The organism is Paracoccus chinensis (assembly GCF_900102885.1).
In the GTDB taxonomy this organism is placed as follows: domain Bacteria; phylum Pseudomonadota; class Alphaproteobacteria; order Rhodobacterales; family Rhodobacteraceae; genus Paracoccus; species Paracoccus chinensis.
In genome coordinates this window covers 24,208-44,180 of sequence record NZ_FNGE01000011.1, presented here as the reverse complement: position 1 = coordinate 44,180, position 19,973 = coordinate 24,208, and the positions used below count along the sequence as shown (strand labels likewise).

Below are 19,973 nucleotides of genomic sequence, written 5' to 3'. Positions count from 1 at the left end.
GGGCGCAGATTGCAGGGACGCGCCTAAGAAATCCTTGAGCGATCCCGCAGAAAACGCTCGAAGTTTAGGGATCGGGAGACTATCCAGTGGGCCGAGATCCGAGCCGAGGCCCTCATGACCGTCACACGTCCGCTGCCCAACTATCTCGTCCAGCGCTATCATGGCTGGCGCGCCACCTCTTTCGAGGAAAACCATGTCTGGTACCGACGACTGGCCGACGACGGGCAGAGGCCGCGCGCGATGGTGATCTCGTGCTGCGACTCGCGCGTGCATGTCACCTCGATCTTCGGGGCCGACAGCGGCGAGTTCTTCATCCACCGCAACATCGCCAACCTCGTGCCGCCCTATGCCCCCGACGGCGAGCAGCACGGCACCTCGGCCGCGGTGGAATATGCGGTCCGCAGCCTGCGGGTGGCGCATCTGATCGTCATGGGCCACAGCCGCTGCGGCGGCGTGGCGGGCTGCCACGCCATGTGCTCGGGACAGGCACCCGAGCTTGAGGACGCCACCAGCTTCGTCGGCCGCTGGATGGACATCCTGCGCCCGGGCTACGAGCGCGTGACGGGCCTGCCCCCCGAGGAACAGGTCCAGGCGCTGGAAAAGATGGCCGTCCGCGTGTCGCTGGACAACCTGATGACCTTCCCCTTCGTGGCCAGCGCCGTCGAGGCGGGCGAGCTGTCCCTGCACGGGCTCTGGCACGACATCCGCGACGGCGAGCTGATGATGCTGGCCGAGGACGACCGCTTCGTCCCGGTCTGACAAACGAAAAACGGCGCCCCTCGGGGCGCCCTTTCATTTCCACCTCGCCGGAAGGCGTCAGGCCGCGCCCAGGCCCTCGGTCGAGGCGAAGAACATCGCCTGCGACACGGCCGAACGGACCTGCTCTTCCGAATAGGGCTTGGAGATCAGGAAGGCCGGCTCGGGGCGGTCGCCGGTCAGCAGCCGTTCCGGGAAGGCGGTGATGAAGATCACCGGGATGTCGCCGAGCGAGCCCAGAAGCTCGTTCACCGCGTCGATGCCCGACGAGCCGTCGGCCAGCTGGATGTCGGCCAGGATCAGGTCGGGGCGGCGGTTGCCGGCCAGTTCGACGGCGGCCGTGTGGGTGCGGGCAACGCCCGTCACCTCGTGGCCCATCGCCTGCACGATGCCCTTGAGGTCCATGGCGATGATCGTCTCGTCCTCGATGATCATCACCCGGCCCCGGATCGCCCGGCCCATCTCGTTCAGGGCGATCTGGACCAGCTCCTCGGCCTCTTCCTGGTCGATCTGCATGATCTGGGCGATCTGGTCGTAGCGCAGCTCCTCGATCGTGCGCAGCAGCAGCGCCTCGCGCGAGTTCGCGGTCAGCCCGCGCAGGTGCGACTGGGCAACAGCCTCGCGCGAGGTCTGGTCGTCGCTGGCCACCGGCTGACCCGAGCTTTGCCAGATGGCATGGAAGGTGCGGAACAGGCCGATGCGGGTGTCGTCGCCGTTCATCAGGCTGCGGTCGCTGAGAATCGCCTCGAGCGTGGCGGCGGCATAGTTGTCCCCCGCCGTCTGGCTGCCGGTCAGGGCACGCGCATAGCGGCGCAGATAGGGCAGCTCGCGGCCGATGGATTGGGCAAGATCAGCAGCGGACATGGCGAAACCTCAAATTTATCCCCATCGGGAACCTTGACGTCCTGTAGCGGTTAGGCAACGTGCGCACAAGATTTCCGGGACCAACAAATACATGAACACGAGGCGGGAAGAACGAAAACGCGCCGCCCTTGAAAAGCAGATCGATGAGAATCTGCGGCGCGTCTATGAACAGGAAACGCAACAGGAAGTGCCTGATCGCTTTCTGACCCTTCTCGAGCGCCTGCGCGAGCAGGAGTGATGCGGATGGCAAAAGCGGCCGACAGCAAGGCCCAGTCCGGTCCCGATCCCCGCAACGAGCTGGTGGATCACCTTCCCGCGCTCAGGGCCTTTGCCCTGTCGCTGACCCGCGAAAGCGCGTCGGCCGACGACCTCGTGCAGGACACGATCGTCAAGGCATGGACCAACATCGAGAAGTTTCAGGCCGGCACCAACCTGCGCGCCTGGCTGTTCACGATCCTGCGCAATACCTTCTATTCCGCGCGCCGCAAGACACGGCGCGAGGTCAGCGATACCGACGGTATCCATGCCGCCCGCCAGGCCACCCGCCCCGAACATGACGGGCGGCTGGCGATGAACGACTTCAAGGTCGCCTTCGAGCAACTGCCGGACGAGCAGCGCGAGGCGCTGATCCTTGTGGGCGGCTCGGGCTTTTCCTATGAAGAGGCCGCCAGCATGACGGGCGTGGCCGTCGGCACCGTCAAGTCGCGGGCCAATCGCGGCCGGCGCCGTCTGGCCGAGCTGCTGCAGATGGCCGAAGGCGAGGAACTGGACATGACCGATCGCGCAACGCTGGCCGTCATGGCGGTGAACCAGCCCGTTTCCCGCTGAAGGGGAGCGGGATGCTGGGAACAGGTGCGTCCTTCACCCGGACACTCGGGTTCCGGCTGGGGATGCTGCTCAGCATTGCGATCTTGCCCATCGGCATGATCTCGATCCTGCAGACCATGCACCTGTCGCGCGAAGCGGAACGCTCGTCCGAGATCGCGATCCAGGGACGGACCGCGGCCGCCGCGGCGGGCGAACGGGCGCTGCTGCAGGGGGCCATCGGAACCGCGGATGCCCTGGGCAGTTCGGTGCTGGCGCTGCTGGGCGATCAGGCCGCCTGTTCCGAGATGATGCGCGACTTCGTCCAGCGCAGCGCCACCTTTGTTTATGCCGGCTTCACCAATATCGCGGGCCGCAACATCTGCTCGTCCGGCGATCGGGTGGTCGATCTGAGCGCCTCGCCGCATTACCAAGCCTTCATGCAGAACCCCGGGACGCTGATCACGGCCAGCCTGTCGGGTGCCGTGTCGCAGCAGTCGGTGGTCATCGTCTCGCAGCCGCTTTACCGCGACCAGGAACTGCTGGGCTATGTGGCGGTGTCGCTGTCTCATGACCTGTTGCTGTCCACCCATGCCACCGCCTACTGGACCGATGGCGCGCGGATCGTCACCTTCAACAGCGCGGGCCAGGCACTGGTCGGGGATTTCGGCAACGGCAGCGATCCGGCGTCGATCCTTCCGCAGGGCGTGACGCTGGATGCGCTGATCCCCCTGACCGACACCACCTTTCGCGCCACCTCGAACTCGGGCGAGCAGCGGGTCTTTTCCGTGGTCGCCGTCGTCCCCGACCTTGTCTATGCCATGGGCAGCTGGAGCCCGCAGCTGACCGGCATCGCCGGGCTGAACGTGTCGCGTTATGCCGCGGTGCTGTTTCCCGTGGCGCTCTGGATCGTGTCGCTGGCGGTGGCCTATTTCGCCGTCTACCGCCTGGTGCTGCGCCATGTGCGCGAGTTGCGCGGGCAGATGCGGCGTTTCGCGCTTGGGAACCGCGACGCCCCGCCGCCGATCCTGGAAAGCGCACCGGGCGAGATCCGGGATGTCAGCGAAACCTTTCACAACATGGCGCGCATCGTCATTCGCGACGAGGCCGCGCTGGAAGAAGCCGTGGCCGAAAAGACCGTCCTGCTGAAAGAGGTCCACCACCGGGTCAAGAACAACCTGCAGCTGATCGCCTCGATCATCAACATGCAGAGCCGGGTGATCGACGACACCGACGCCAAGCGGGTGCTGCGGTCTGTGCAGGACCGGGTGGCTTCGCTCGCGACGATCTACAAGAACCTCTACCAGGCCGAGCATCTGGAATCGGTCGAGGCCGACCGGCTGATCCGCGACATCATCGGCCAGATGTCCACGGCCTCGGTCGTGAACGACCAGTCCATCCAGATCGACACGCAGTTGGAACCGCTGGTGCTCCTGCCCGATCAAGCGGTGCCGCTGACGCTGCTGACCACCGAGGCTTTCACTAACGCACTGAAATATGCCGGAAAGCCGCCGGGGGCCGAGCGGGCCTGGGTCCGGGTGCAACTGCACCGCGACGAGGACGGCTGTGCGGTGATGACGATCGAGAACTCGCTTGGCAGGCCGCTCAACGAACTGGAAGGAACCGGCCTCGGCAGCCAGTTGATCGAGGCCTTCGCCATGCAGCTTGATACCGACACCGAGGTCACGACCGAAGGCAACATCTTCCGCCTGCACCTGCGCTTCCGCCCCGACACGCGCCATAACCTGCGCGAGCCGGAACCCCGGCGGGTGGTGCTGACCTCGGCCGCGCGCGAGGGCTCGCGGCACTAGGCTGCGTGCTCGGATGCCGCCTTCTTGCGCTCCTCGGTCATCTTGCGCGCCAGCGCGCGCGCCTTGCGCGCCTGCACCAGCCGCTTGTGTCGATCCAGTTCGACATTGATGAGCGCGCCCATCATCACCGAAAATCCCGCCAGGTAGAACCACATCAGCAACGCCACGACCGCTCCGATCGAGCCGTAGATGCGGTTGTAGCTGTCGAAGCGCGCCAGATAGAGGGAAAACGCCACCGAGGCCGCCGCCCAGGCCAGGGCCGCGAACAGCGCGCCCCAAGTGAAAAGCCGGGTGCGCGGGGTCTTCACGTTCGGGCCATAGCGGTACAGGATGCCGATCCCGATAATCACGATGAAGAACATCGCGGCCCAGGGCACGACGCCGATCAGCCAGCTGCGCAGCGGCCCGGGGTCCATGAAGTTGAAGGCCAAGGGCACGATGACGATGGTGGCAAGTCCCAGGATCACCACGCCCACGATAGCCAGCGTCAGCGCATAGGCCAGAACGAAGCCCACGATGGTCGAATGCGAGCGCACGCCATAGGCCGCGTTCAGCCCCCGCACCAGCGCATCCACCCCCGCGCGTGCCGCGACCGTGGCGATCACGAAGGAAATGGCCGAGGCCCAGCCCAGTTGCGTCCGCCCGCCCGAGGTCAGGGCGTCGATCTGGGCATGAAGGATCTCGGCGGCCTGACCGGGCACGAATTCATCGACGTAACGGTCGTATTCCTGAATGATCGCCGGGTCGAACCACAGACCCCACAAGGCGATCAGGGCGGCAAGGCCGGGAAAGACCGCGAACATGGCATAGAAGGCCACCCCCGCGGCGATCAGACCCATGTGGATCTTGTCCATCCGCTCGAAAATGGCGGCGACAAAGCCCCAGGACTCGCGCAGGTAGTTGATCATGCGGGGCGCCCCGGCACGCTGTGCCCGTCAACTCGCCGGGACATGGCGTTGCCACAGGGCCTTTGCGCCCATGCGGGCGACGAAGGTGGCATGGGCCTCGCGCTCGGCGGCGGTGATCCGGGGCGGCAGCGGCGCAGGCCGGGCCGAACGCGGACGGTGCTGGGTGGCGGCGGCGGGGCCTTCGGCGGTGCGCACAGGCTCGGCCACCAGCACGAGGTCGGGCTGACGGCCGCCGATAAGCTCCAGGTAGACCTCGGCCAGAAGCTCGCTGTCGAGAAGTGCGCCGTGCAGCGTCCGGTTCGAGTTGTCGATCCCCCAGCGCCGGCACAGCGCATCCAGCGACACGGGCGCGCCCGGAAACTTCTGGCGCGCCATCGCCACCGTGTCGAGCGCGCGCGACATGGGCATCGTCGGGTGACCCACGCGCCGCAGTTCGGCATTCAGGAACTTCATGTCGAAGGCGGCATTGTGGATGACCAGGCGGGCGTCGCCGATGAAGTCGATGAAGTCCGACGCGATCTCGGCAAAGCGCGGCTTGTCGGACAGGAACTCGGTCGAAAGCCCGTGGACCGCAAAGGCATCGGCCGGCATGTCGCGTTCAGGATTGATGTAGACGTGGAAGTGCCGGCCCGTGGGCAGGTGGTTCATCAACTCGACCGCGCCGATCTCGACGATGCGGTCGCCGGTGTCGGGGTCGAAGCCGGTGGTTTCGGTGTCGAGGACGATCTCACGCATGGGTCTTGGTCTTTCGCTCGGCGATCTCGGCCAGGATGGCGTCCACGGCGGCTTCCGCCTCGGCCAAGGTGGCGGTGGGGATGATCCATGTCGCGCGGGCGCGGCGGTCGGCGTCGCTGGTCTGGCGCGACAGGATCAGGGACAGGGTGCCTTCGTCCATGCCGGGACGGGCGAGGACGCGGGCATGCTGGATTTCGGGCGGGGCGGACACGACGGCAATGCCGTCCATATAGGCGTCGGCTCCCGTTTCGAACAGAAGCGGGATGTCGAGCAGGACCACGGGTGCCTCGGCGTGATCTGCAAGAAAGGCGGCGCGGTCGGCGGCGACCAGCGGGTGGACAACGGCCTCAAGCTGGCCCAGCCGGCCGGGAGCCTCGGCCAGCAGGCGCTTCAGCACGCCGCGATCAATGCCCTCGGGGCCCAAGGCCGAGGGGAAAAGCGCCGCCACCGGTGCGACGGCAGCGCCGCCCTTGGCATAAAGCCTGTGGACGGCGGCGTCGGCATCCCAGACCGGGACGCCCCGGCGCGCGAACATCGCAGCCGTCGTGGTCTTGCCCATGCCGATGCCCCCGGTCAGGCCGAGCTTGAAGCTCATCCCAGCACCGCCGCGCGCAAGGCCTCATCGACTTCGGGGCGGAGGCCGAACCAGCGCTCGAACCCCGGTGCGGCCTGGTGGAGCAGCATGCCGAGACCGTCCACCGTGGCGCAGCCGCGCGCCCGCGCAGCGCGCAGGAAATCGGTGTCGAGCGGGGTATAGACCAGGTCGGTCACCAGTGCCCCGGGCGACAGAGCATCCAGGGACAGGTCCAGCGGTGGTCCGCCCTTCATCCCCATCGACGTCGAATTGACGACCGTGGTGGCGCCTTCCAGCATCTCGTCGAGCTGCGACCAGTCATGGACGATAACGCGGGCGCCGAAATCCTCGCGGATCCGTTCGGCGCGAGCCCGGGTGCGGTTGGCGATGCGAAGTTCCGGCACGCCGGAGTCCAGCAGCGCCGCAACGACGGCGCGCGCAGCGCCCCCCGCACCGATCACCGCCGCCGGGCCAGAGGCGGGGCGCCAGCCGGGTGCCTGCTGCATCAGGTTGGCGATGAAGCCATGGCCGTCGGTATTGTCGGCATGGATCGTGCCGTCAGGGCGGAAGGTCAGGGTGTTGGCCGCCCCGATCAGCGCCGCGCGATCGGTCACGACGTCCGCAAGCGCCAGGACCGCCTCCTTGTGGGGGATCGTCACGTTGACGCCGACGAAGCCCGCGCGAGGCAGAGCATGCAGCACCTGGGCCAGATGCTCGGGCCGGACGGCCAGGGGAACATAGTGACCTGCCACGCCGTGGCGTTGAAGCCAGTGCCCGTGCAGCACGGGCGAGCGCGAATGCGCCACCGGCCAGCCCATCACCCCGGCAAGGGGTACCTGCGCCCCCGGTCTGGTTCGCCCTTCCACCACTTTCGACGCTGCGCTGTCGTCCATTCCGCACCCTCGCCGCCAAGTTCCCTTTGTCTAGCGCGCAGCGGATTTGAGGGAAAGCGCAGCATCGGAAGCGCAGCCTGTGGATAACTGCCCGGCAAAATGCAAGGCAGGCAGGGGGTGGGCTGCGGGGACAAGTTCAGGACGCATGAGGGCTGGGGATGGATGCCTGAGACAAAGAGAGAACACCTCATCTCTGTCCACAGGAAGACAACTATCCCCGATCAATCCACTGCCTGTGGATTAACAGAGTTATCCACAAGTCGATCTTGGGGTTCAAAATATTGATCTTGTTTCTTTTTCATGTGAGTCGCCGTTGCCGCTCCACAGGGTTTTCCCACAGGAAGATTCTCGGGGATTGAATCGGGCGACTCAGCAGTCTTCCGATGTCCACAGGCCCTACGACTCCATCTACCCTTCTTCTCTTTCCTTTTTTAAAGATAAGGCAGTGAAGAGAGGTCTGATGATCACCGATTGGCTTGCAAGCGTTTACCCGTGGACCAAGGCGTTCCACGTCATGGCGGTGATCTCGTGGATGGCGGGGCTGTTCTACCTGCCGAGGCTGTTCGTCTATCATGCCGAGCGCGGCACCGCGGCGGGCGAGCCGCGCGACAGCCTGCAGATCATGGAGTACAAGCTGCTGCGCGTGATCATGGGGCCCGCCTCGATCGCAACCTGGATCGCGGGACTGGCGCTGGTCTTCACGCCCGGCATCGTCGACTGGACGATGGTCTGGCCCTGGACCAAGGCGGCAGCGGTGATCACCATGACGGTGTTTCATCACTGGCTGATGATCGAGCGGAAAAAACTCGCACGTGGCGAAGGATCGACCGGTCGGCGCTACCGGATGATGAATGAGGTTCCGACCGTGCTGATGGTCGTGATCGTGCTGTCGGTGATCGTGAAGTTCTGAAGGTTTGACTCAGGGGCGCTTCCACCCTAAGTGACTCGGCGCGTCCCGTCCGGGGCGAATCTTTCCGACATGAGAACTGCCGCAGCGCCCAAACGGGCAGGTCCGGCGCATGGTGACATGATGACCGAAGAACGTCTCAACCTGGCCGACCTGAAGGCCAAGAGCCCCGCCGACCTGCTGTCGATCGCCGAGGAATGGGAGATCGAGAACGCCTCAACCATGCGCAAGGGCGAGATGATGTTCTCGCTGCTGAAGGAGCATGCCGAAGAAGGCTTCGAGATCGGTGGCGACGGCGTGCTGGAGGTCGTCCAGGACGGCTTTGGCTTCCTGCGCTCGCCCGAGGCGAACTACCTGCCCGGCCCCGACGACATCTATGTCAGCCCCGACATGATCCGCCAGCACAGCCTGCGGACCGGCGACACGGTCGAAGGCGTGATCCGCGCGCCGGGCGAGAACGAGCGCTACTTCGCGCTGACCAAGGTCGAGAAGATCAACTTCGAGAACCCGGAAAAGGCGCGCCACAAGGTGGCATTTGACAACCTGACCCCGCTTTATCCCAATGAGCGGCTGAAGATGGAACTGGACGATCCCACCCTGAAGGATCGTTCCGCCCGGATCATCGATCTGGTGGCGCCGATCGGGAAAGGGCAGCGCTCGCTGATCGTGGCGCCGCCGCGCACCGGCAAGACGGTATTGCTGCAGAACATCGCTCACTCGATCGAGAAGAACCATCCTGAGTGCTATCTGATCGTGCTGCTGATCGACGAGCGGCCCGAGGAAGTGACCGACATGCAGCGTTCCGTGAAGGGCGAGGTGATTTCCTCGACCTTCGACGAACCGGCGACCCGGCACGTGGCTGTCAGCGAGATGGTGATCGAGAAAGCCAAGCGGCTGGTCGAGCACAAGCGCGACGTGGTGATCCTGCTCGATTCGATCACGCGCCTCGGACGCGCCTTCAACACGGTGGTGCCCTCGTCTGGCAAGGTGCTGACGGGTGGTGTGGACGCGAATGCGCTGCAGCGGCCGAAGCGGTTCTTCGGTGCGGCGCGGAACATCGAAGAAGGCGGTTCGCTGACGATCATCGCCACGGCGCTGATCGACACCGGATCGCGGATGGATGAGGTGATCTTCGAGGAATTCAAGGGGACCGGTAACAGCGAGATCGTTCTGGACCGGAAGGTTGCCGACAAGCGTGTCTTCCCGGCCATGGACATTCTCAAGTCCGGGACGCGGAAAGAGGAGCTGCTGGTGGATCAGAAAGACCTGCAGAAGACCTATCTGCTGCGGCGCATCCTGAACCCGATGGGCACGACGGACGCCATCGAGTTCCTGATTTCCAAGCTGAAGCAGACCAAGACGAACGCCGACTTCTTCGAATCGATGAACGCCTGAGCATGGGATGGATACGATCTATGCCGAAGCGACGCCCCTTGGGCGAGGAGGGATCTCTGTTGTCCGCCTGAGCGGGCCAGAGGCGCATGGCATTGGCGAGGCGATTGCCGGGCCTTTGCCAGAGGCGCGCCGGGCCGAGCTGCGCTTGCTGAAGGACAGCGAGTTGATCGACAGTGGCTTGGTGATCCGATTCGATGAGGGTGCCAGTTTCACCGGGGAGCCGGTGGTCGAATTTCACCTTCATGGTGCTCCTGTCATCGTTCGACGACTTGAGGCGGCTTTGCGGAGTCGAGGAGCCCGCCTTGCCGAGGCAGGCGAGTTCACGCGGCGCGCTCTGCTGAATGGCAGTCTGGCGCTCAGCGAGGTCGAAGCGCTGTCCGATTTGTTGTCGGCCGAGAGCGAAGCACAGCGGCAGCAGGCGATGAAGATCGTTTCTGGCGATCTGGTACGCTGGACGGGGATGCTGCGGGATCACTTGATCCGGGCGGGTGCGCTGATTGAAGCTTCGCTGGACTTTGCCGACGAGGAGGTTCCTGAAGAGGTGCCTGCGGAGGTGTTCGAACTGCTTGCCCAAGTGCGGCGGGACATAAAGGTTGCAATCGCCGGCTATCCTGCTGCCGAGCGGCTGCGCGCGGGTTTCGAGGTGGCGATCGTGGGACCGCCGAATGCGGGCAAATCCTCGCTGCTGAATCGCATCGCGCAGCGTGAGTTGGCTTTGGTGAGCGAGGTCGCCGGAACTACGCGGGATGTGATCGAACTCCACACGGAACTTGGGGGCTTGGCCGTCACCTTCCTGGATACGGCGGGCTTGCGCGAAACGTTGGACATGGTGGAAGGCATGGGTGTCGAGCGCGCACTGGCACGGGCAAGTGCGGCTGATATCAGGGTCCATCTTTCCGAAGAAGGAAAGCCCGTGCCTGATCTATATCGAGACGGGGACCTCGTCCTACAGACCAAGGCTGACTTGGGCGGCGCAGGGATTTCCGCAGCGACTGGCGCGGGCGTCCGGGAAATGTTGGACGAGATCAGGAGCCGTTTGGCCGGACAAGTTGCCGGGGCGGGCCTGGTGACCCGCCAGCGACAGGCTCAGGCACTTGAGGACGCTGCGGCGGTGCTGGACGTGGGCCCGGATCAGCCTGCAGAACTGCTGGCGGAGGCAGTCCGCTCAGCATCCTATCGACTGGGCGAGGTGGTTGGACGCATCGCACCCGATGATTACCTTGACGAGATCTTCTCCCGCTTCTGCATCGGCAAGTAGGTGCTTCACGTGAAACATTATGATGTACTGGTCGTAGGCGCAGGTCACGCTGGTCTGGAAGCTGCGGCAGCTGCCGCGCGGATGGGAATCAGTGTTGCACTGGTTACCATGCGATTGGACGATGCCGGAACGATGTCCTGCAATCCGGCCATCGGAGGTCTTGGAAAGGGCCATCTCGTCCGTGAAGTTGATGCACTTGATGGCGTAATGGGCCGGCTTGCGGATGCGGCAGGCATCCAATTTCGGCTGCTCAATCGCCGCAAGGGACCGGCAGTTCAAGGTCCCCGTACGCAAGCTGACCGGACTTTGTATCGTGCTGCTGCAGGGGCAAGCCTTTCCCAGCTTGAGGGCATTGAGATCCTGCTGGGAGAGGTTTGTTCTCTTGTAATCGAGGATCACCAGATCCGGGGGGTTCTTCTTGCAGATGGTTCGCAGGTGGCCTGCGACTCAGCAGTCATTGCGGCCGGGACCTTCCTGAACGGCTTGATCCATGTGGGAGACAGTGTGCGTTCTGCCGGGCGGTGGGGGAATGATCAGGCAGCTACTCTTTCTGCAAGCTTGCTCGCGTTGGAACTTCCTCTTGGGCGGTTGAAGACGGGAACACCTCCCCGGCTGGCGCGAAACTCTATCGATTGGGAGAGCCTGCCTCAGCAGCCAGGCGATGAGGAACCGACCTTCCTGTCCTTCATGAGCGAAGAACTGACGGCTCCCCAAGTCTCTTGTGCCATCACACAGACCAACACGAAAACGCACGAGATCATCCGTAGTAATCTCGACCGTTCTGCAATGTATGGAGGCCATATCAACGGGGTCGGGCCACGCTATTGTCCGTCGATCGAGGACAAGGTGGTGCGTTTCTCGGAAAAGGAGTCCCACCAGATCTTTCTTGAACCCGAAGGGATCGACAGCGATCTTGTCTACCCTAACGGGATCTCGACCTCGATGCCGCTGGATGTGCAGCACGACTATGTTCGCTCTATCCGCGGTTTGGAGGAGGCGAAGATCGTCCAGCCGGGTTATGCCGTCGAGTATGACTATATTGACCCGCGGGCACTCCGCCCTACTCTGGAGACCAAGAACGTCAGGGGCCTCTACCTTGCGGGCCAGATCAACGGAACTACCGGTTATGAGGAAGCGGCTGCACAAGGCTTGGTGGCAGGCCTGAACGCAGCTCTTGCATCCCAAGGACGCCCTCCCGCGATCTTTAGCCGGACGGAAAGCTATATCGGCGTCATGATCGACGACCTGATTACCCGCGGGGTCACCGAGCCATACCGCATGTTCACCTCACGTGCCGAGTTCCGGTTATCGCTGAGGATCGACAATGCCGACCGGCGTCTTACCCCATGGGGAATGGAGATGGGGCTCGTGGGGCCAAACCGAGCGCACCGGTTCAGCGACAAGATGCAGCGCTTCACATCGCTAAAGAAGAAAGCCGAAGAGTTAATTTTCACCCCAAGACAACTCGAGACCAATGGCATTGCTGTCAGGCAAGATGGACGGCGGCGTTCGGCATTCGATCTTCTGGGTCAGGCCGATCTGGAGATGGAGAGGGCTTCTTCTTTTCTTCCTGCCGAGTTGACGAGCGACCGAGCTATGCTGGATCTCGTTCGAAATGACGCCTTGTACGCACAGTTCACGGATCGGCAGCAGCGTGACGCAGCCGACCTTCGGCGTCATGAAAACTGGGCACTTCCGGATGAACTCGACTACTCCGACGTGAAAGGACTTTCCCGCGAACTTCAGATCAAGCTCTCTGCTCTTCGCCCTGCGACTCTCGCCCAGGCTGCCACAATCGAAGGCATGACTCCGGCCGCCCTGACTTTATTGATCGCAACCTTGCGTAACGCACAGGATGCCGTGGCGTGAGTGCTTCACGTGAAGCAGATCTTGCAGTACTCGCCGCACTGATCCGCAAATGGAATCCGGTCATCAATCTTGTTGCTCCTTCTACTCTGAGCGACCTGGAAGAGCGGCATATCCGTGACAGCGTTCAACTAGCCAATTTGGTAGATAGACCTACTGGCCTCTGGCTGGACATCGGAAGCGGCGGTGGCTTGCCGGGGCTTGTCCTGGCTATCTGCCATCGTGATTGCGAGATCAGGCTGGTCGATTCTGACCGCCGCAAGGTTGCCTTCCTGCAGGCTGCCATTCGCGAACTCTCCCTTGAGAAATGTACTGCCGTTGCTTCGCGCATTGAGGATTTTCCCCCCGCTGCAGCTGAGAACCTTAGCGCTCGTGCGCTTGCTCCCTTGGTGCGCCTCATGCCATACCTCCACCGGCATCTTGCACAGAACGGGACGGCTTGGCTCATGAAAGGACGCAACTGGCAGGCAGAACTTGAGGCTGCCCGCGAGACCTGGAGGTTTGATGTTGTCGTGCACCCCAGTATGACTGACCCAGCCTCTGCGATCCTTGCCATCCGCGATGTTCACCATGGTTGAACGCCTGATCATTGCCGTTGCGAACCAGAAGGGCGGGGTTGGAAAGACCACCACGGCCATCAATCTGGGTGCGGCTCTAGCTGAACAAGGGCTGCCGGTCACCATTATCGACCTCGACCCTCAGGGCAACGCCTCGACTGGTCTCGGGATCGATGCCGAGAGCCGGGACATGACAAGCTATGACTTTCTGATCGGCGAATGCGATTGGGATGTGGCGCGGCGGGAAACCGCCCTCCCGAATCTTGCGGTTATCCCTGCAACGGCCGACCTCGCTTCGGCAGAGCTCGACATCGCCTCCCGTCCTCGCCGTACCCAGTTGCTTGCCGACGCACTCAGCTCGGCAGAAGGCGTGGTGCTGATTGATTGCCCCCCCGCCCTTGGTCTCCTGACCCTGAACGCGATGGTGGCAGCAGATGGCGTCATCGTGCCTCTCCAAGCGGAATTCTATGCGCTTGAAGGTCTGTCCCAACTCATGCTGACGATCCGGGAGGTGCGGGCCTCGGCCAATCCCCAGTTGCGGATCGAAGGTGTCCTGCTGACCATGGCGGACTCCCGCAACAACCTTTCGCAGCAAGTCGAGGCGGATGCGCGCAAGACGCTGGGTCCGCTGGTGTTCAAGACCGTGGTGCCACGCAACGTCCGCGTGTCCGAATCCCCCTCCTATGCCCTTCCGGTGATCCATTACGATCCAGCCTCCAAGGGCAGCGCCGCCTACCGTGCACTGGCGCAGGAACTTCTTGCCAAGGGCATCGACAGGAGAAAGGCCGCAAATGGCTGATCTGAAACCCCGCAAGGGCGGTCTGGGCCGCGGTCTTTCGGCACTGATGGCCGACGTCGAACTCGCCCCCAGCGCAGCACCGTCCAGCCCCGGCCGGGCTCCGCTTGTCGTTCCTGTCGAGCAACTCATTCCCAACCCCGACCAGCCCCGGCGCCAGTTCGAGCCCGAGGCGCTGGCCGAGCTTGCAGCCTCCATCCGCAACCGGGGCGTCCTGCAGCCCCTTATCGTGCGTCCCCATCCAACCGAACCCGATCTTTACCAGATCGTCGCCGGAGAGCGCCGCTGGCGGGCCTCGCAGATTGCCCAGTTGCACGAACTTCCAGTCCTTGTGCGCGAACTCAGCGATACCGAGGTGCTCGAGGTCGCGCTGATCGAGAATATCCAGCGCGCCAACCTCAATCCGATCGAGGAAGCCGCATCCTTCCGGCAACTAATGGACCGCTTTGGTCACACGCAGGAAAAATTGGCCGAAGCGCTCGACAAGAGCCGCAGCCATATCTCCAACTCGCTGCGCCTCCTGAACCTGCCTGATCAGGTTCAGGGCTTCGTGCGCGAAGGCAAGATCAGCGCAGGCCATGCGCGGGCGCTGATCACCGCGCCTGACCCCGTGGCCATGGCCCGCAAGGTCATCGACCGGAATCTTTCTGTTCGTGAGACAGAGGCGCTGGCGCGTCAACGGACCGAGCGGCCCGAACCGGTTGCCCGTGTTCGTGCCGAAAAGGATGCTGACACGCGCGCCCTTGAATCGGACCTCTCGGCTCATCTCAAGATGCGCGTGAGGATCGAACATGCTGGTCAGGACGGCGGGCGCTTGACGATCACATACCATGATCTCGAGCAGCTGGACCGCCTCTGCCAGCTTCTCGGCGCCGGTCTTTAAGGTTCAGGCCAAAGCCCGCAGGATCGCGTTCAGCACGGGGCGGCCTGCATCGGTCGCGCGCAGCCGCCCTTGGCTCAGATCAACCAAGCCAATTGCCACCAGATCCGCCACGGCTTCCTCGGGCAAGGGTGCGCCTGAAAGCCGCTCGTGGCGTGCGATGTCCATTCCTTCCGCCAGCCGCATCGACATCAGCAGATATTCGGTCGCCTGCTCCTCCACCGGAACAGCGACACGCGGCAACTCACCAGACCCACGCCGCACCGCCTCCAGCCAGGCTCCCGGTGCGCGGGGCGCCTCGGTCGCCCACCGGTGTCCCTCAAGCGTCAGCCGCCCGTGGGCGCCCGGCCCGATGCCGACCCAGTCGCCCTGCCGCCAATAGACGAGATTGTGCCGGCTTTCGGCACCGGGCCGCGCGTGGTTTGAAACCTCATAGGCAGGAAAGCCATGGGCGGAACACAGGTCCTGCGTATCCAGGTACATGTCAGCCGCAAGATCATCGTCGGGAAGGCCCTTCAACCTGCCCGCTGCAGCGCGCGCGCCGAAGGCCGTGCCGTCCTCGATGGTCAGCTGGTAAAGCGACAGGTGGTCCACAGCCATTCCCAAGGCTTCGCGCAGCTCGGTCCTCCAGCCTTCCCGCGTCTGGCCTTGACGTGCATAGATGAGATCGAAGCTCACACGGCCAAAGCAGCCGCGGGCCACGTCGAAGGCCGCTCGCGCCTCGGCCACGCTGTGCAAGCGTCCGAGACGCCGCAAGTCGTCGTCGTTCAGCGCCTGCACACCCATGGACAAACGATTGACACCTGCCTGCGCATAGCCAGCAAAACGCCCACGCTCGACGCTGCCTGGATTGGCTTCCAGCGTGATCTCCAGATCGTTGGAGAAGCTCCACCCCGCGCGCGCAGCCTCGATCACGCCGGCAACCACTTCGGGGTCCATCAGCGAGGGCGTTCCCCCACCGAAGAAGATGCTGCGCAACACCCGAGGCCCTGTCTCGGCCGCGAGCCGCAAGATTTCCAGCCGGTATGCCTCCAGCCAAGCACGCTGGTCGATTGAAGCCACGACATGGCTATTGAAATCGCAATAGGGGCATTTCGAGGCACAGAACGGCCAATGGACATAAAGCCCGAAACCGCCGTTCTGCCAGTCCTGATGATCGCTGTCCGACACTAGCCCAGGATCGCCTTCAGCTTGCCAAAGGCCTGTGCCCGATGGCTGATCGCGTTCTTTTCCTCGGCGGTCAGTTCCGCATAGGTGCGGTCGCCGCCCTCGGGCACGAACATCGGGTCATAGCCATGACCTAGTTGCCCGCGCGGCGGCCAGACCAGCCGCCCGGGAGCCACGCCCTCGAAGATTTCTTCATGTCCATCCGGCCACAGCATCAGCAGCGTGGCCCGGAACTGCGCCGTCCTGGGCTCGGGCACTCCGCGCGCGTCCAGTTCCGTCCATGTCCGCGTCATGGCCTGCATGAAGTCGCGGCCGTTTTCGGTTTCCGCCCAGTCCGCGGTGTAGACGCCAGGAGCGCCGTCCAGACCATCCACGGTGATCCCGCTGTCATCGGCCAGCACCGGCAGCCCGGTCGCCTTCATGGCCGCCCGTGCCTTGATGCGCGCATTGCCCAGAAAGCTCGACTCGGTCTCGGCCGGTTCATCCAGACTCATCTCGGCCGCACCCACGACCTCGACGCCATGGGGGGAAAACAGCGCCCGCATCTCCTCGAGCTTGCCGGCATTGTGGGTCGCGACCAGCAGCTTTCCTTTGGTGAACCGCCTCACGACACCGCCACCTTCTGCGCTTCGACCAACTGGGCAACACCGGCCTCGGCCAGATCCAGCAGGGCCACCATCTCGGCCCGCGAAAAGGCCGAGCCCTCCGCCGACATCTGCACCTCGACTAGGCGGCCTGCACCGGTCATGACGAAATTGCCGTCCGTGCCCGCCTCGCTGTCCTCGGCATAATCAAGGTCTAGCACCGGCTGCCCCGCATAGATGCCGCAGCTGACCGCAGCCACATGGTCCAGGATCGGGTCGCTCGTGACCAGCCGCGCTGCAAGCAACTTGTTCACTGCCAGCCGCAGCGCCACCCAGCCGCCCGTGATCGCAGCACAGCGCGTGCCCCCGTCGGCCTGGATGACGTCGCAGTCGATCACGATCTGCCGCTCGCCCAAGGCCAGCCGATCCACGCCCGCGCGCAGCGACCGCCCGATCAGGCGCTGGATCTCCTGCGTGCGGCCCGACTGCTTGCCCGCTGCCGCCTCGCGCCGGTTGCGGCTGTGGGTCGCGCGCGGCAGCATCCCGTATTCCGCAGTGACCCAGCCCTGGCCCGTTCCGCGCAGGAAGGATGGCGGTTTTTCCTCGATCGAGGCCGAACACAGCACATGCGTGTTCCCCATCCGGATCAGGCACGATCCTTCGGCATGCGCCATGATCCCCGTTTCAATTGAAATCGGGCGCAATTCGACTAACTTCCGGCCAGAGGGTCGCATATGTGGTCCTTTCTCGGCCCGATATGGGCCTTCGCCTTGATCGTCGCAAATTACAGGCCCCGTCCGGATCACCGCAACCCGAATGCCCCAGCCCGATCTGTTCGCCGACCTGAACGACCGCTCGCGCGAGGTTTTCCGCCGTGTCGTCGAGGCTTACCTGGACACCGGAGAGCCGGTGGGCTCGCGCACGCTGACGCGCAGCATGCCGGTGTCCGCCGCCACCATCCGCAACGTCATGCAGGACCTCGAACACATGGGCCTGCTGGAAAGCCCCCATGTCTCGGCCGGCCGCTTTCCGACCCAGTTGGGCCTGCGGCTTTTCGTGGACGGTCTGATGGAGGTCGGCCCCATCGGCCCCGAGGACCGCGCGCACATTGCCGAGATCATGGGCAACGTGCCCGCCGACACCGCGGCGATGCTCGACCGCGTGTCCACGGCGCTTTCCACCCTGACCCGCGGCGCCTCGGTTGTGCTGATGCCCCGCCAAGAAGAGGCGCCGCTCAAGCATATCGAGTTCGTCAGCCTTGCCCCCGATCGCGCGCTGGTGATCCTGGTCTTCGCCGATGGCCGGGTCGAGAACCGCCTGTTCACCCCGCCGCCCGGCCAGACTCCCAGTTCGCTGCGCGAGGCAGGCAATTTCCTGTCGGCACGGGGCGAGGGGCACACGCTGCACGAACTGCGCCGCGACATCGCCGATCATCTTACCCGCGCAAGGCAGGATCTCGACACGCTTGCGGCCCAGCTCGTGGAAACCGGTCTTGCCTCGTGGGATGCCGATGCCTCGGACCCCCGGCTGATCGTGCGCGGCCGTGCGAACCTGCTCGAGAATGAAGCCGCCGATCTTGATCGCATCCGCAGCCTTTTCGATGATCTGGAACGCAAGCGGGATATCGCCCGCTTTCTGGAACTGGCCGAAGAGGCACAGGGCGTGCGGATCTTCATCGGCTCGGAAAACGAGCTTTTCTCACTTTCGGGTTCCTCTCTGGTGGTTTCACCCTATATGAACGCTGATCGCCGGATCGTGGGCGCGGTTGGGGTAATCGGGCCGACGCGCCTGAATTACGGCCGTATCGTCCCGATCGTGGATTACACTGCTCAGCTGGTCGGCAAGGCCTTGTCCGACCGCAAAGGATGAAAGATGAACGACACGCTGACGCCTCATGATCTGTCCGATCTGCCGCTGGAGGAAGTTTCCGGCGACGCTCTTGCCGCGGATCCGCTGGCTGTCGAGTCCCTCGACGGCAGTGACGAGGATCCCCGCGTCGCGGTGCTGACGGCCGAGCGCGACGAGTACCGCGACCGATTCATGCGTGCGCTGGCCGATGCCGAAAACGCCCGCAAGCGCGCCGAAAAGGATCGCCGCGAGGCCGAGAACTACGGCGGCTCGAAACTCGCCCGTGACCTGCTGCCTGTCTATGACGCGCTGACCCGCGCCATCGAGGCCGCCGACCGCTCGGTTGCGCCCGAACTGGTGGAAGGGGTCGAACTGACCCTGCGCGAGCTGCAGAACGTCTTCGGCCGCCATGGCATCAAGGTCATCGCGCCCGCCGTCGGCGACCGCTTCGATCCCCTGCAGCACGAGGCGATGTTCGAGGCCCCGGTGCCCGGCACCCGCGCGGGCGACATCATCCAGGTCATGGCCAACGGCTTCATGCTGCATGACCGGCTGCTGCGCGCGGCCCAGGTCGGTGTCTCGTCTTTGCCCGCCAGCAACTGATTTCCGCTACTCCGCGGGAATACAACCTTCATCGGACTTGATCCTGCGATGATCGGCCCTAACCTTCCGGCAGGTCTAGGGAGGGCCGGTCATGGCAGACAGCGCGGGAATCAGGATCCACCCTTCGGTGGACAGCGGCGTCAGATCCGCAACGCAAGGCTTTTCGGGCGGTGAACTCACCTGCCGCTGCAGCTCGAATCCCGTAAGGGTCCGGATCAACGCGCAGACCGCCCACAACCATGTCTGCGGCTGCACCAAGTGCTGGAAGCCCGAAGGGGCGATCTTCAGCCAGGTCGCCGTGGTCAGCCGTGATGCAGTCGAGGTCGTGGAGAACGGCGACAAGCTGCAGGTCGTCAACAAGGACGCCCCGATCCAGCGCTATGCCTGCACCGCCTGCGGCACCCACATGTACGGCCGGATCGAGAACACCGAGCATCCGTTCTACGGCCTCGACTTCGTCCACACCGAGTTGTCGAACCAGGAAGGCTGGGCCGCACCCGAATTCGCGGCCTTTGTGTCCTCGGTGATCGAATCCGGCGTCAATCCCGACCAGATGCCCGCCATCCGTGCGCGGCTCAGGGAATTGGGGCTGGAACCCTATGACGCCCTGTCCCCGCCGCTGATGGATGCGATTGCAACCCACGTTGCCAAGAAGACCGGCAAGTTCAACACGTTGAACGTGTGACACCTGCCCAAGAACGCCGATTTCGGGGGCTGGCCATGCCAGCCCCTTCGGCGTGACACCCGGCCAGACGGCCCAATCTTTA

At 64.1% G+C, this 19,973-nt stretch carries 22 protein-coding genes; 14 read left to right on the top strand and 8 right to left on the bottom strand.

Annotation, left to right across the window (positions count from 1 at the left end):
• The first annotated feature begins 114 nt into the window (after positions 1–114).
• Positions 115–759, top strand: coding sequence for a carbonic anhydrase (locus BLQ03_RS12115; protein ID WP_090756460.1), 645 nt, complete (start codon positions 115–117; stop codon positions 757–759).
• Positions 760–816: 57 nt separating this feature from the next.
• On the opposite strand, the gene BLQ03_RS12110 is transcribed toward BLQ03_RS12115, so the two are convergent.
• Positions 817–1,620 carry a response regulator gene (locus tag BLQ03_RS12110; RefSeq protein WP_090756458.1) on the bottom strand — a complete coding sequence of 268 codons (804 nt, stop codon included), beginning with the start codon at positions 1,618–1,620 and terminating at the stop codon, positions 817–819.
• A 91-nt stretch (positions 1,621–1,711) separates the two neighbouring features.
• Between BLQ03_RS12110 and BLQ03_RS12105 the strand changes: the two genes are divergently transcribed.
• From BLQ03_RS12105 to BLQ03_RS12095, 3 genes are read left to right on the top strand one after another with little or no spacing between them, the layout of a single operon-like run.
• Positions 1,712–1,858 (top strand): NepR family anti-sigma factor, encoded by a 147-nt coding sequence (locus tag BLQ03_RS12105; RefSeq protein WP_090756456.1) that lies wholly within the window; start codon positions 1,712–1,714, stop codon positions 1,856–1,858.
• A gap of 5 nt (positions 1,859–1,863) precedes the next feature.
• The gene (locus tag BLQ03_RS12100; RefSeq protein WP_175558859.1) at positions 1,864–2,448 is read left to right on the top strand and encodes an RNA polymerase sigma factor; all 585 of its coding nucleotides are present in this window, start codon (positions 1,864–1,866) and stop codon (positions 2,446–2,448) included.
• An 11-nt stretch (positions 2,449–2,459) separates the two neighbouring features.
• Positions 2,460–4,235 carry a sensor histidine kinase gene (locus tag BLQ03_RS12095; protein WP_090756452.1) on the top strand — a complete coding sequence of 592 codons (1,776 nt, stop codon included), beginning with the start codon at positions 2,460–2,462 and terminating at the stop codon, positions 4,233–4,235.
• On the opposite strand, the gene BLQ03_RS12090 is transcribed toward BLQ03_RS12095, so the two are convergent.
• The 4 genes from BLQ03_RS12090 to BLQ03_RS12075 are packed head-to-tail and all read right to left on the bottom strand — an operon-like array spanning position 4,232 to position 7,345.
• Complete coding sequence (locus BLQ03_RS12090) at positions 4,232–5,143, bottom strand: YihY/virulence factor BrkB family protein (protein ID WP_090756450.1); 912 nt, start codon at positions 5,141–5,143, stop codon at positions 4,232–4,234. The two genes, BLQ03_RS12095 and BLQ03_RS12090, sit on opposite strands and share 4 nt — an antisense overlap.
• Before the next feature lie 27 nt (positions 5,144–5,170).
• Complete coding sequence (gene dnaQ, locus BLQ03_RS12085; RefSeq protein WP_090756448.1) at positions 5,171–5,878, bottom strand: DNA polymerase III subunit epsilon; 708 nt, start codon at positions 5,876–5,878, stop codon at positions 5,171–5,173.
• A complete protein-coding gene (gene coaE, locus BLQ03_RS12080; RefSeq protein ID WP_090756446.1) occupies positions 5,871–6,473 on the bottom strand; it encodes a dephospho-CoA kinase in 603 nt (200 codons plus the stop codon). Before coaE ends, dnaQ begins: the two co-directional genes overlap by 8 nt.
• Positions 6,470–7,345: a shikimate dehydrogenase gene (locus BLQ03_RS12075; RefSeq protein ID WP_090756444.1), complete on the bottom strand. Its 876-nt coding sequence runs from the start codon at positions 7,343–7,345 to the stop codon at positions 6,470–6,472. Before BLQ03_RS12075 ends, coaE begins: the two co-directional genes overlap by 4 nt.
• A 463-nt stretch (positions 7,346–7,808) precedes the next feature.
• Between BLQ03_RS12075 and hemJ the strand changes: the two genes are divergently transcribed.
• The 7 genes from hemJ to BLQ03_RS12040 all read left to right on the top strand — a co-directional run bounded on the left by hemJ (position 7,809) and on the right by BLQ03_RS12040 (position 15,007).
• A complete protein-coding gene (gene hemJ, locus BLQ03_RS12070; RefSeq protein WP_090756606.1) occupies positions 7,809–8,255 on the top strand; it encodes a protoporphyrinogen oxidase HemJ in 447 nt (148 codons plus the stop codon).
• A gap of 120 nt (positions 8,256–8,375) precedes the next feature.
• The gene (rho, locus tag BLQ03_RS12065; RefSeq protein WP_217629728.1) at positions 8,376–9,647 is read left to right on the top strand and encodes a transcription termination factor Rho; all 1,272 of its coding nucleotides are present in this window, start codon (positions 8,376–8,378) and stop codon (positions 9,645–9,647) included.
• A 7-nt stretch (positions 9,648–9,654) separates the two neighbouring features.
• Positions 9,655–10,905: a tRNA uridine-5-carboxymethylaminomethyl(34) synthesis GTPase MnmE gene (gene mnmE, locus BLQ03_RS12060; RefSeq protein WP_090756440.1), complete on the top strand. Its 1,251-nt coding sequence runs from the start codon at positions 9,655–9,657 to the stop codon at positions 10,903–10,905.
• The gene (mnmG, locus tag BLQ03_RS12055; RefSeq protein WP_175558858.1) at positions 10,906–12,774 is read left to right on the top strand and encodes a tRNA uridine-5-carboxymethylaminomethyl(34) synthesis enzyme MnmG; all 1,869 of its coding nucleotides are present in this window, start codon (positions 10,906–10,908) and stop codon (positions 12,772–12,774) included.
• Positions 12,771–13,349 (top strand): 16S rRNA (guanine(527)-N(7))-methyltransferase RsmG, encoded by a 579-nt coding sequence (rsmG, locus tag BLQ03_RS12050; RefSeq protein ID WP_090756438.1) that lies wholly within the window; start codon positions 12,771–12,773, stop codon positions 13,347–13,349. Before mnmG ends, rsmG begins: the two co-directional genes overlap by 4 nt.
• Entirely contained in the window at positions 13,342–14,127 is a 786-nt protein-coding gene (locus BLQ03_RS12045) for a ParA family protein (protein WP_090756602.1), read from the top strand. Before rsmG ends, BLQ03_RS12045 begins: the two co-directional genes overlap by 8 nt.
• Entirely contained in the window at positions 14,120–15,007 is an 888-nt protein-coding gene (locus BLQ03_RS12040; RefSeq protein ID WP_090756436.1) for a ParB/RepB/Spo0J family partition protein, read from the top strand. Before BLQ03_RS12045 ends, BLQ03_RS12040 begins: the two co-directional genes overlap by 8 nt.
• 3 nt (positions 15,008–15,010) lie before the next feature.
• On the opposite strand, the gene hemW is transcribed toward BLQ03_RS12040, so the two are convergent.
• From hemW to rph, 3 genes are read right to left on the bottom strand one after another with little or no spacing between them, the layout of a single operon-like run.
• Positions 15,011–16,174 carry a radical SAM family heme chaperone HemW gene (hemW, locus tag BLQ03_RS12035; RefSeq protein WP_090756434.1) on the bottom strand — a complete coding sequence of 388 codons (1,164 nt, stop codon included), beginning with the start codon at positions 16,172–16,174 and terminating at the stop codon, positions 15,011–15,013.
• The gene (gene rdgB, locus BLQ03_RS12030) at positions 16,174–16,779 is read right to left on the bottom strand and encodes an RdgB/HAM1 family non-canonical purine NTP pyrophosphatase (RefSeq protein ID WP_090756432.1); all 606 of its coding nucleotides are present in this window, start codon (positions 16,777–16,779) and stop codon (positions 16,174–16,176) included. Before rdgB ends, hemW begins: the two co-directional genes overlap by 1 nt.
• Entirely contained in the window at positions 16,776–17,489 is a 714-nt protein-coding gene (gene rph, locus BLQ03_RS12025; protein ID WP_090756430.1) for a ribonuclease PH, read from the bottom strand. The genes rdgB and rph overlap by 4 nt, the downstream gene beginning before the upstream one ends.
• Positions 17,490–17,571: 82 nt before the next feature.
• Between rph and hrcA the strand changes: the two genes are divergently transcribed.
• The 3 genes from hrcA to gfa all read left to right on the top strand — a co-directional run bounded on the left by hrcA (position 17,572) and on the right by gfa (position 19,891).
• On the top strand, positions 17,572–18,624 hold the full coding sequence (gene hrcA / locus BLQ03_RS12020; protein ID WP_090756428.1) for a heat-inducible transcriptional repressor HrcA: 1,053 nt from the start codon (positions 17,572–17,574) through the stop codon (positions 18,622–18,624).
• Between the two features lie 3 nt (positions 18,625–18,627).
• Entirely contained in the window at positions 18,628–19,206 is a 579-nt protein-coding gene (locus BLQ03_RS12015; protein WP_090756426.1) for a nucleotide exchange factor GrpE, read from the top strand.
• Positions 19,207–19,297: 91 nt separating this feature from the next.
• Entirely contained in the window at positions 19,298–19,891 is a 594-nt protein-coding gene (gfa, locus tag BLQ03_RS12010) for an S-(hydroxymethyl)glutathione synthase (RefSeq protein ID WP_090756423.1), read from the top strand.
• The last annotated feature ends 82 nt before the right edge of the window (positions 19,892–19,973 follow it).

What these genes read in the sequence shown, in the direction of transcription:
- BLQ03_RS12115 (WP_090756460.1), top strand. Translation starts at nt 115, where the DNA reads ATGACCGTCACACGTCCGCTGCCCAACTATCTCGTCCAGCGCTATCAT.
- BLQ03_RS12110 (WP_090756458.1), bottom strand. Translation starts at nt 1,620, where the DNA reads ATGTCCGCTGCTGATCTTGCCCAATCCATCGGCCGCGAGCTGCCCTAT.
- BLQ03_RS12105 (WP_090756456.1), top strand. Translation starts at nt 1,712, where the DNA reads ATGAACACGAGGCGGGAAGAACGAAAACGCGCCGCCCTTGAAAAGCAG.
- BLQ03_RS12100 (WP_175558859.1), top strand. Translation starts at nt 1,864, where the DNA reads ATGGCAAAAGCGGCCGACAGCAAGGCCCAGTCCGGTCCCGATCCCCGC.
- BLQ03_RS12095 (WP_090756452.1), top strand. Translation starts at nt 2,460, where the DNA reads ATGCTGGGAACAGGTGCGTCCTTCACCCGGACACTCGGGTTCCGGCTG.
- BLQ03_RS12090 (WP_090756450.1), bottom strand. Translation starts at nt 5,143, where the DNA reads ATGATCAACTACCTGCGCGAGTCCTGGGGCTTTGTCGCCGCCATTTTC.
- dnaQ (WP_090756448.1), bottom strand. Translation starts at nt 5,878, where the DNA reads ATGCGTGAGATCGTCCTCGACACCGAAACCACCGGCTTCGACCCCGAC.
- coaE (WP_090756446.1), bottom strand. Translation starts at nt 6,473, where the DNA reads ATGAGCTTCAAGCTCGGCCTGACCGGGGGCATCGGCATGGGCAAGACC.
- BLQ03_RS12075 (WP_090756444.1), bottom strand. Translation starts at nt 7,345, where the DNA reads ATGGACGACAGCGCAGCGTCGAAAGTGGTGGAAGGGCGAACCAGACCG.
- rho (WP_217629728.1), top strand. Translation starts at nt 8,376, where the DNA reads ATGACCGAAGAACGTCTCAACCTGGCCGACCTGAAGGCCAAGAGCCCC.
- mnmE (WP_090756440.1), top strand. Translation starts at nt 9,655, where the DNA reads ATGGATACGATCTATGCCGAAGCGACGCCCCTTGGGCGAGGAGGGATC.
- BLQ03_RS12045 (WP_090756602.1), top strand. Translation starts at nt 13,342, where the DNA reads ATGGTTGAACGCCTGATCATTGCCGTTGCGAACCAGAAGGGCGGGGTT.
- BLQ03_RS12040 (WP_090756436.1), top strand. Translation starts at nt 14,120, where the DNA reads ATGGCTGATCTGAAACCCCGCAAGGGCGGTCTGGGCCGCGGTCTTTCG.
- rph (WP_090756430.1), bottom strand. Translation starts at nt 17,489, where the DNA reads ATGCGACCCTCTGGCCGGAAGTTAGTCGAATTGCGCCCGATTTCAATT.
- hrcA (WP_090756428.1), top strand. Translation starts at nt 17,572, where the DNA reads ATGCCCCAGCCCGATCTGTTCGCCGACCTGAACGACCGCTCGCGCGAG.
- BLQ03_RS12015 (WP_090756426.1), top strand. Translation starts at nt 18,628, where the DNA reads ATGAACGACACGCTGACGCCTCATGATCTGTCCGATCTGCCGCTGGAG.
- gfa (WP_090756423.1), top strand. Translation starts at nt 19,298, where the DNA reads ATGGCAGACAGCGCGGGAATCAGGATCCACCCTTCGGTGGACAGCGGC.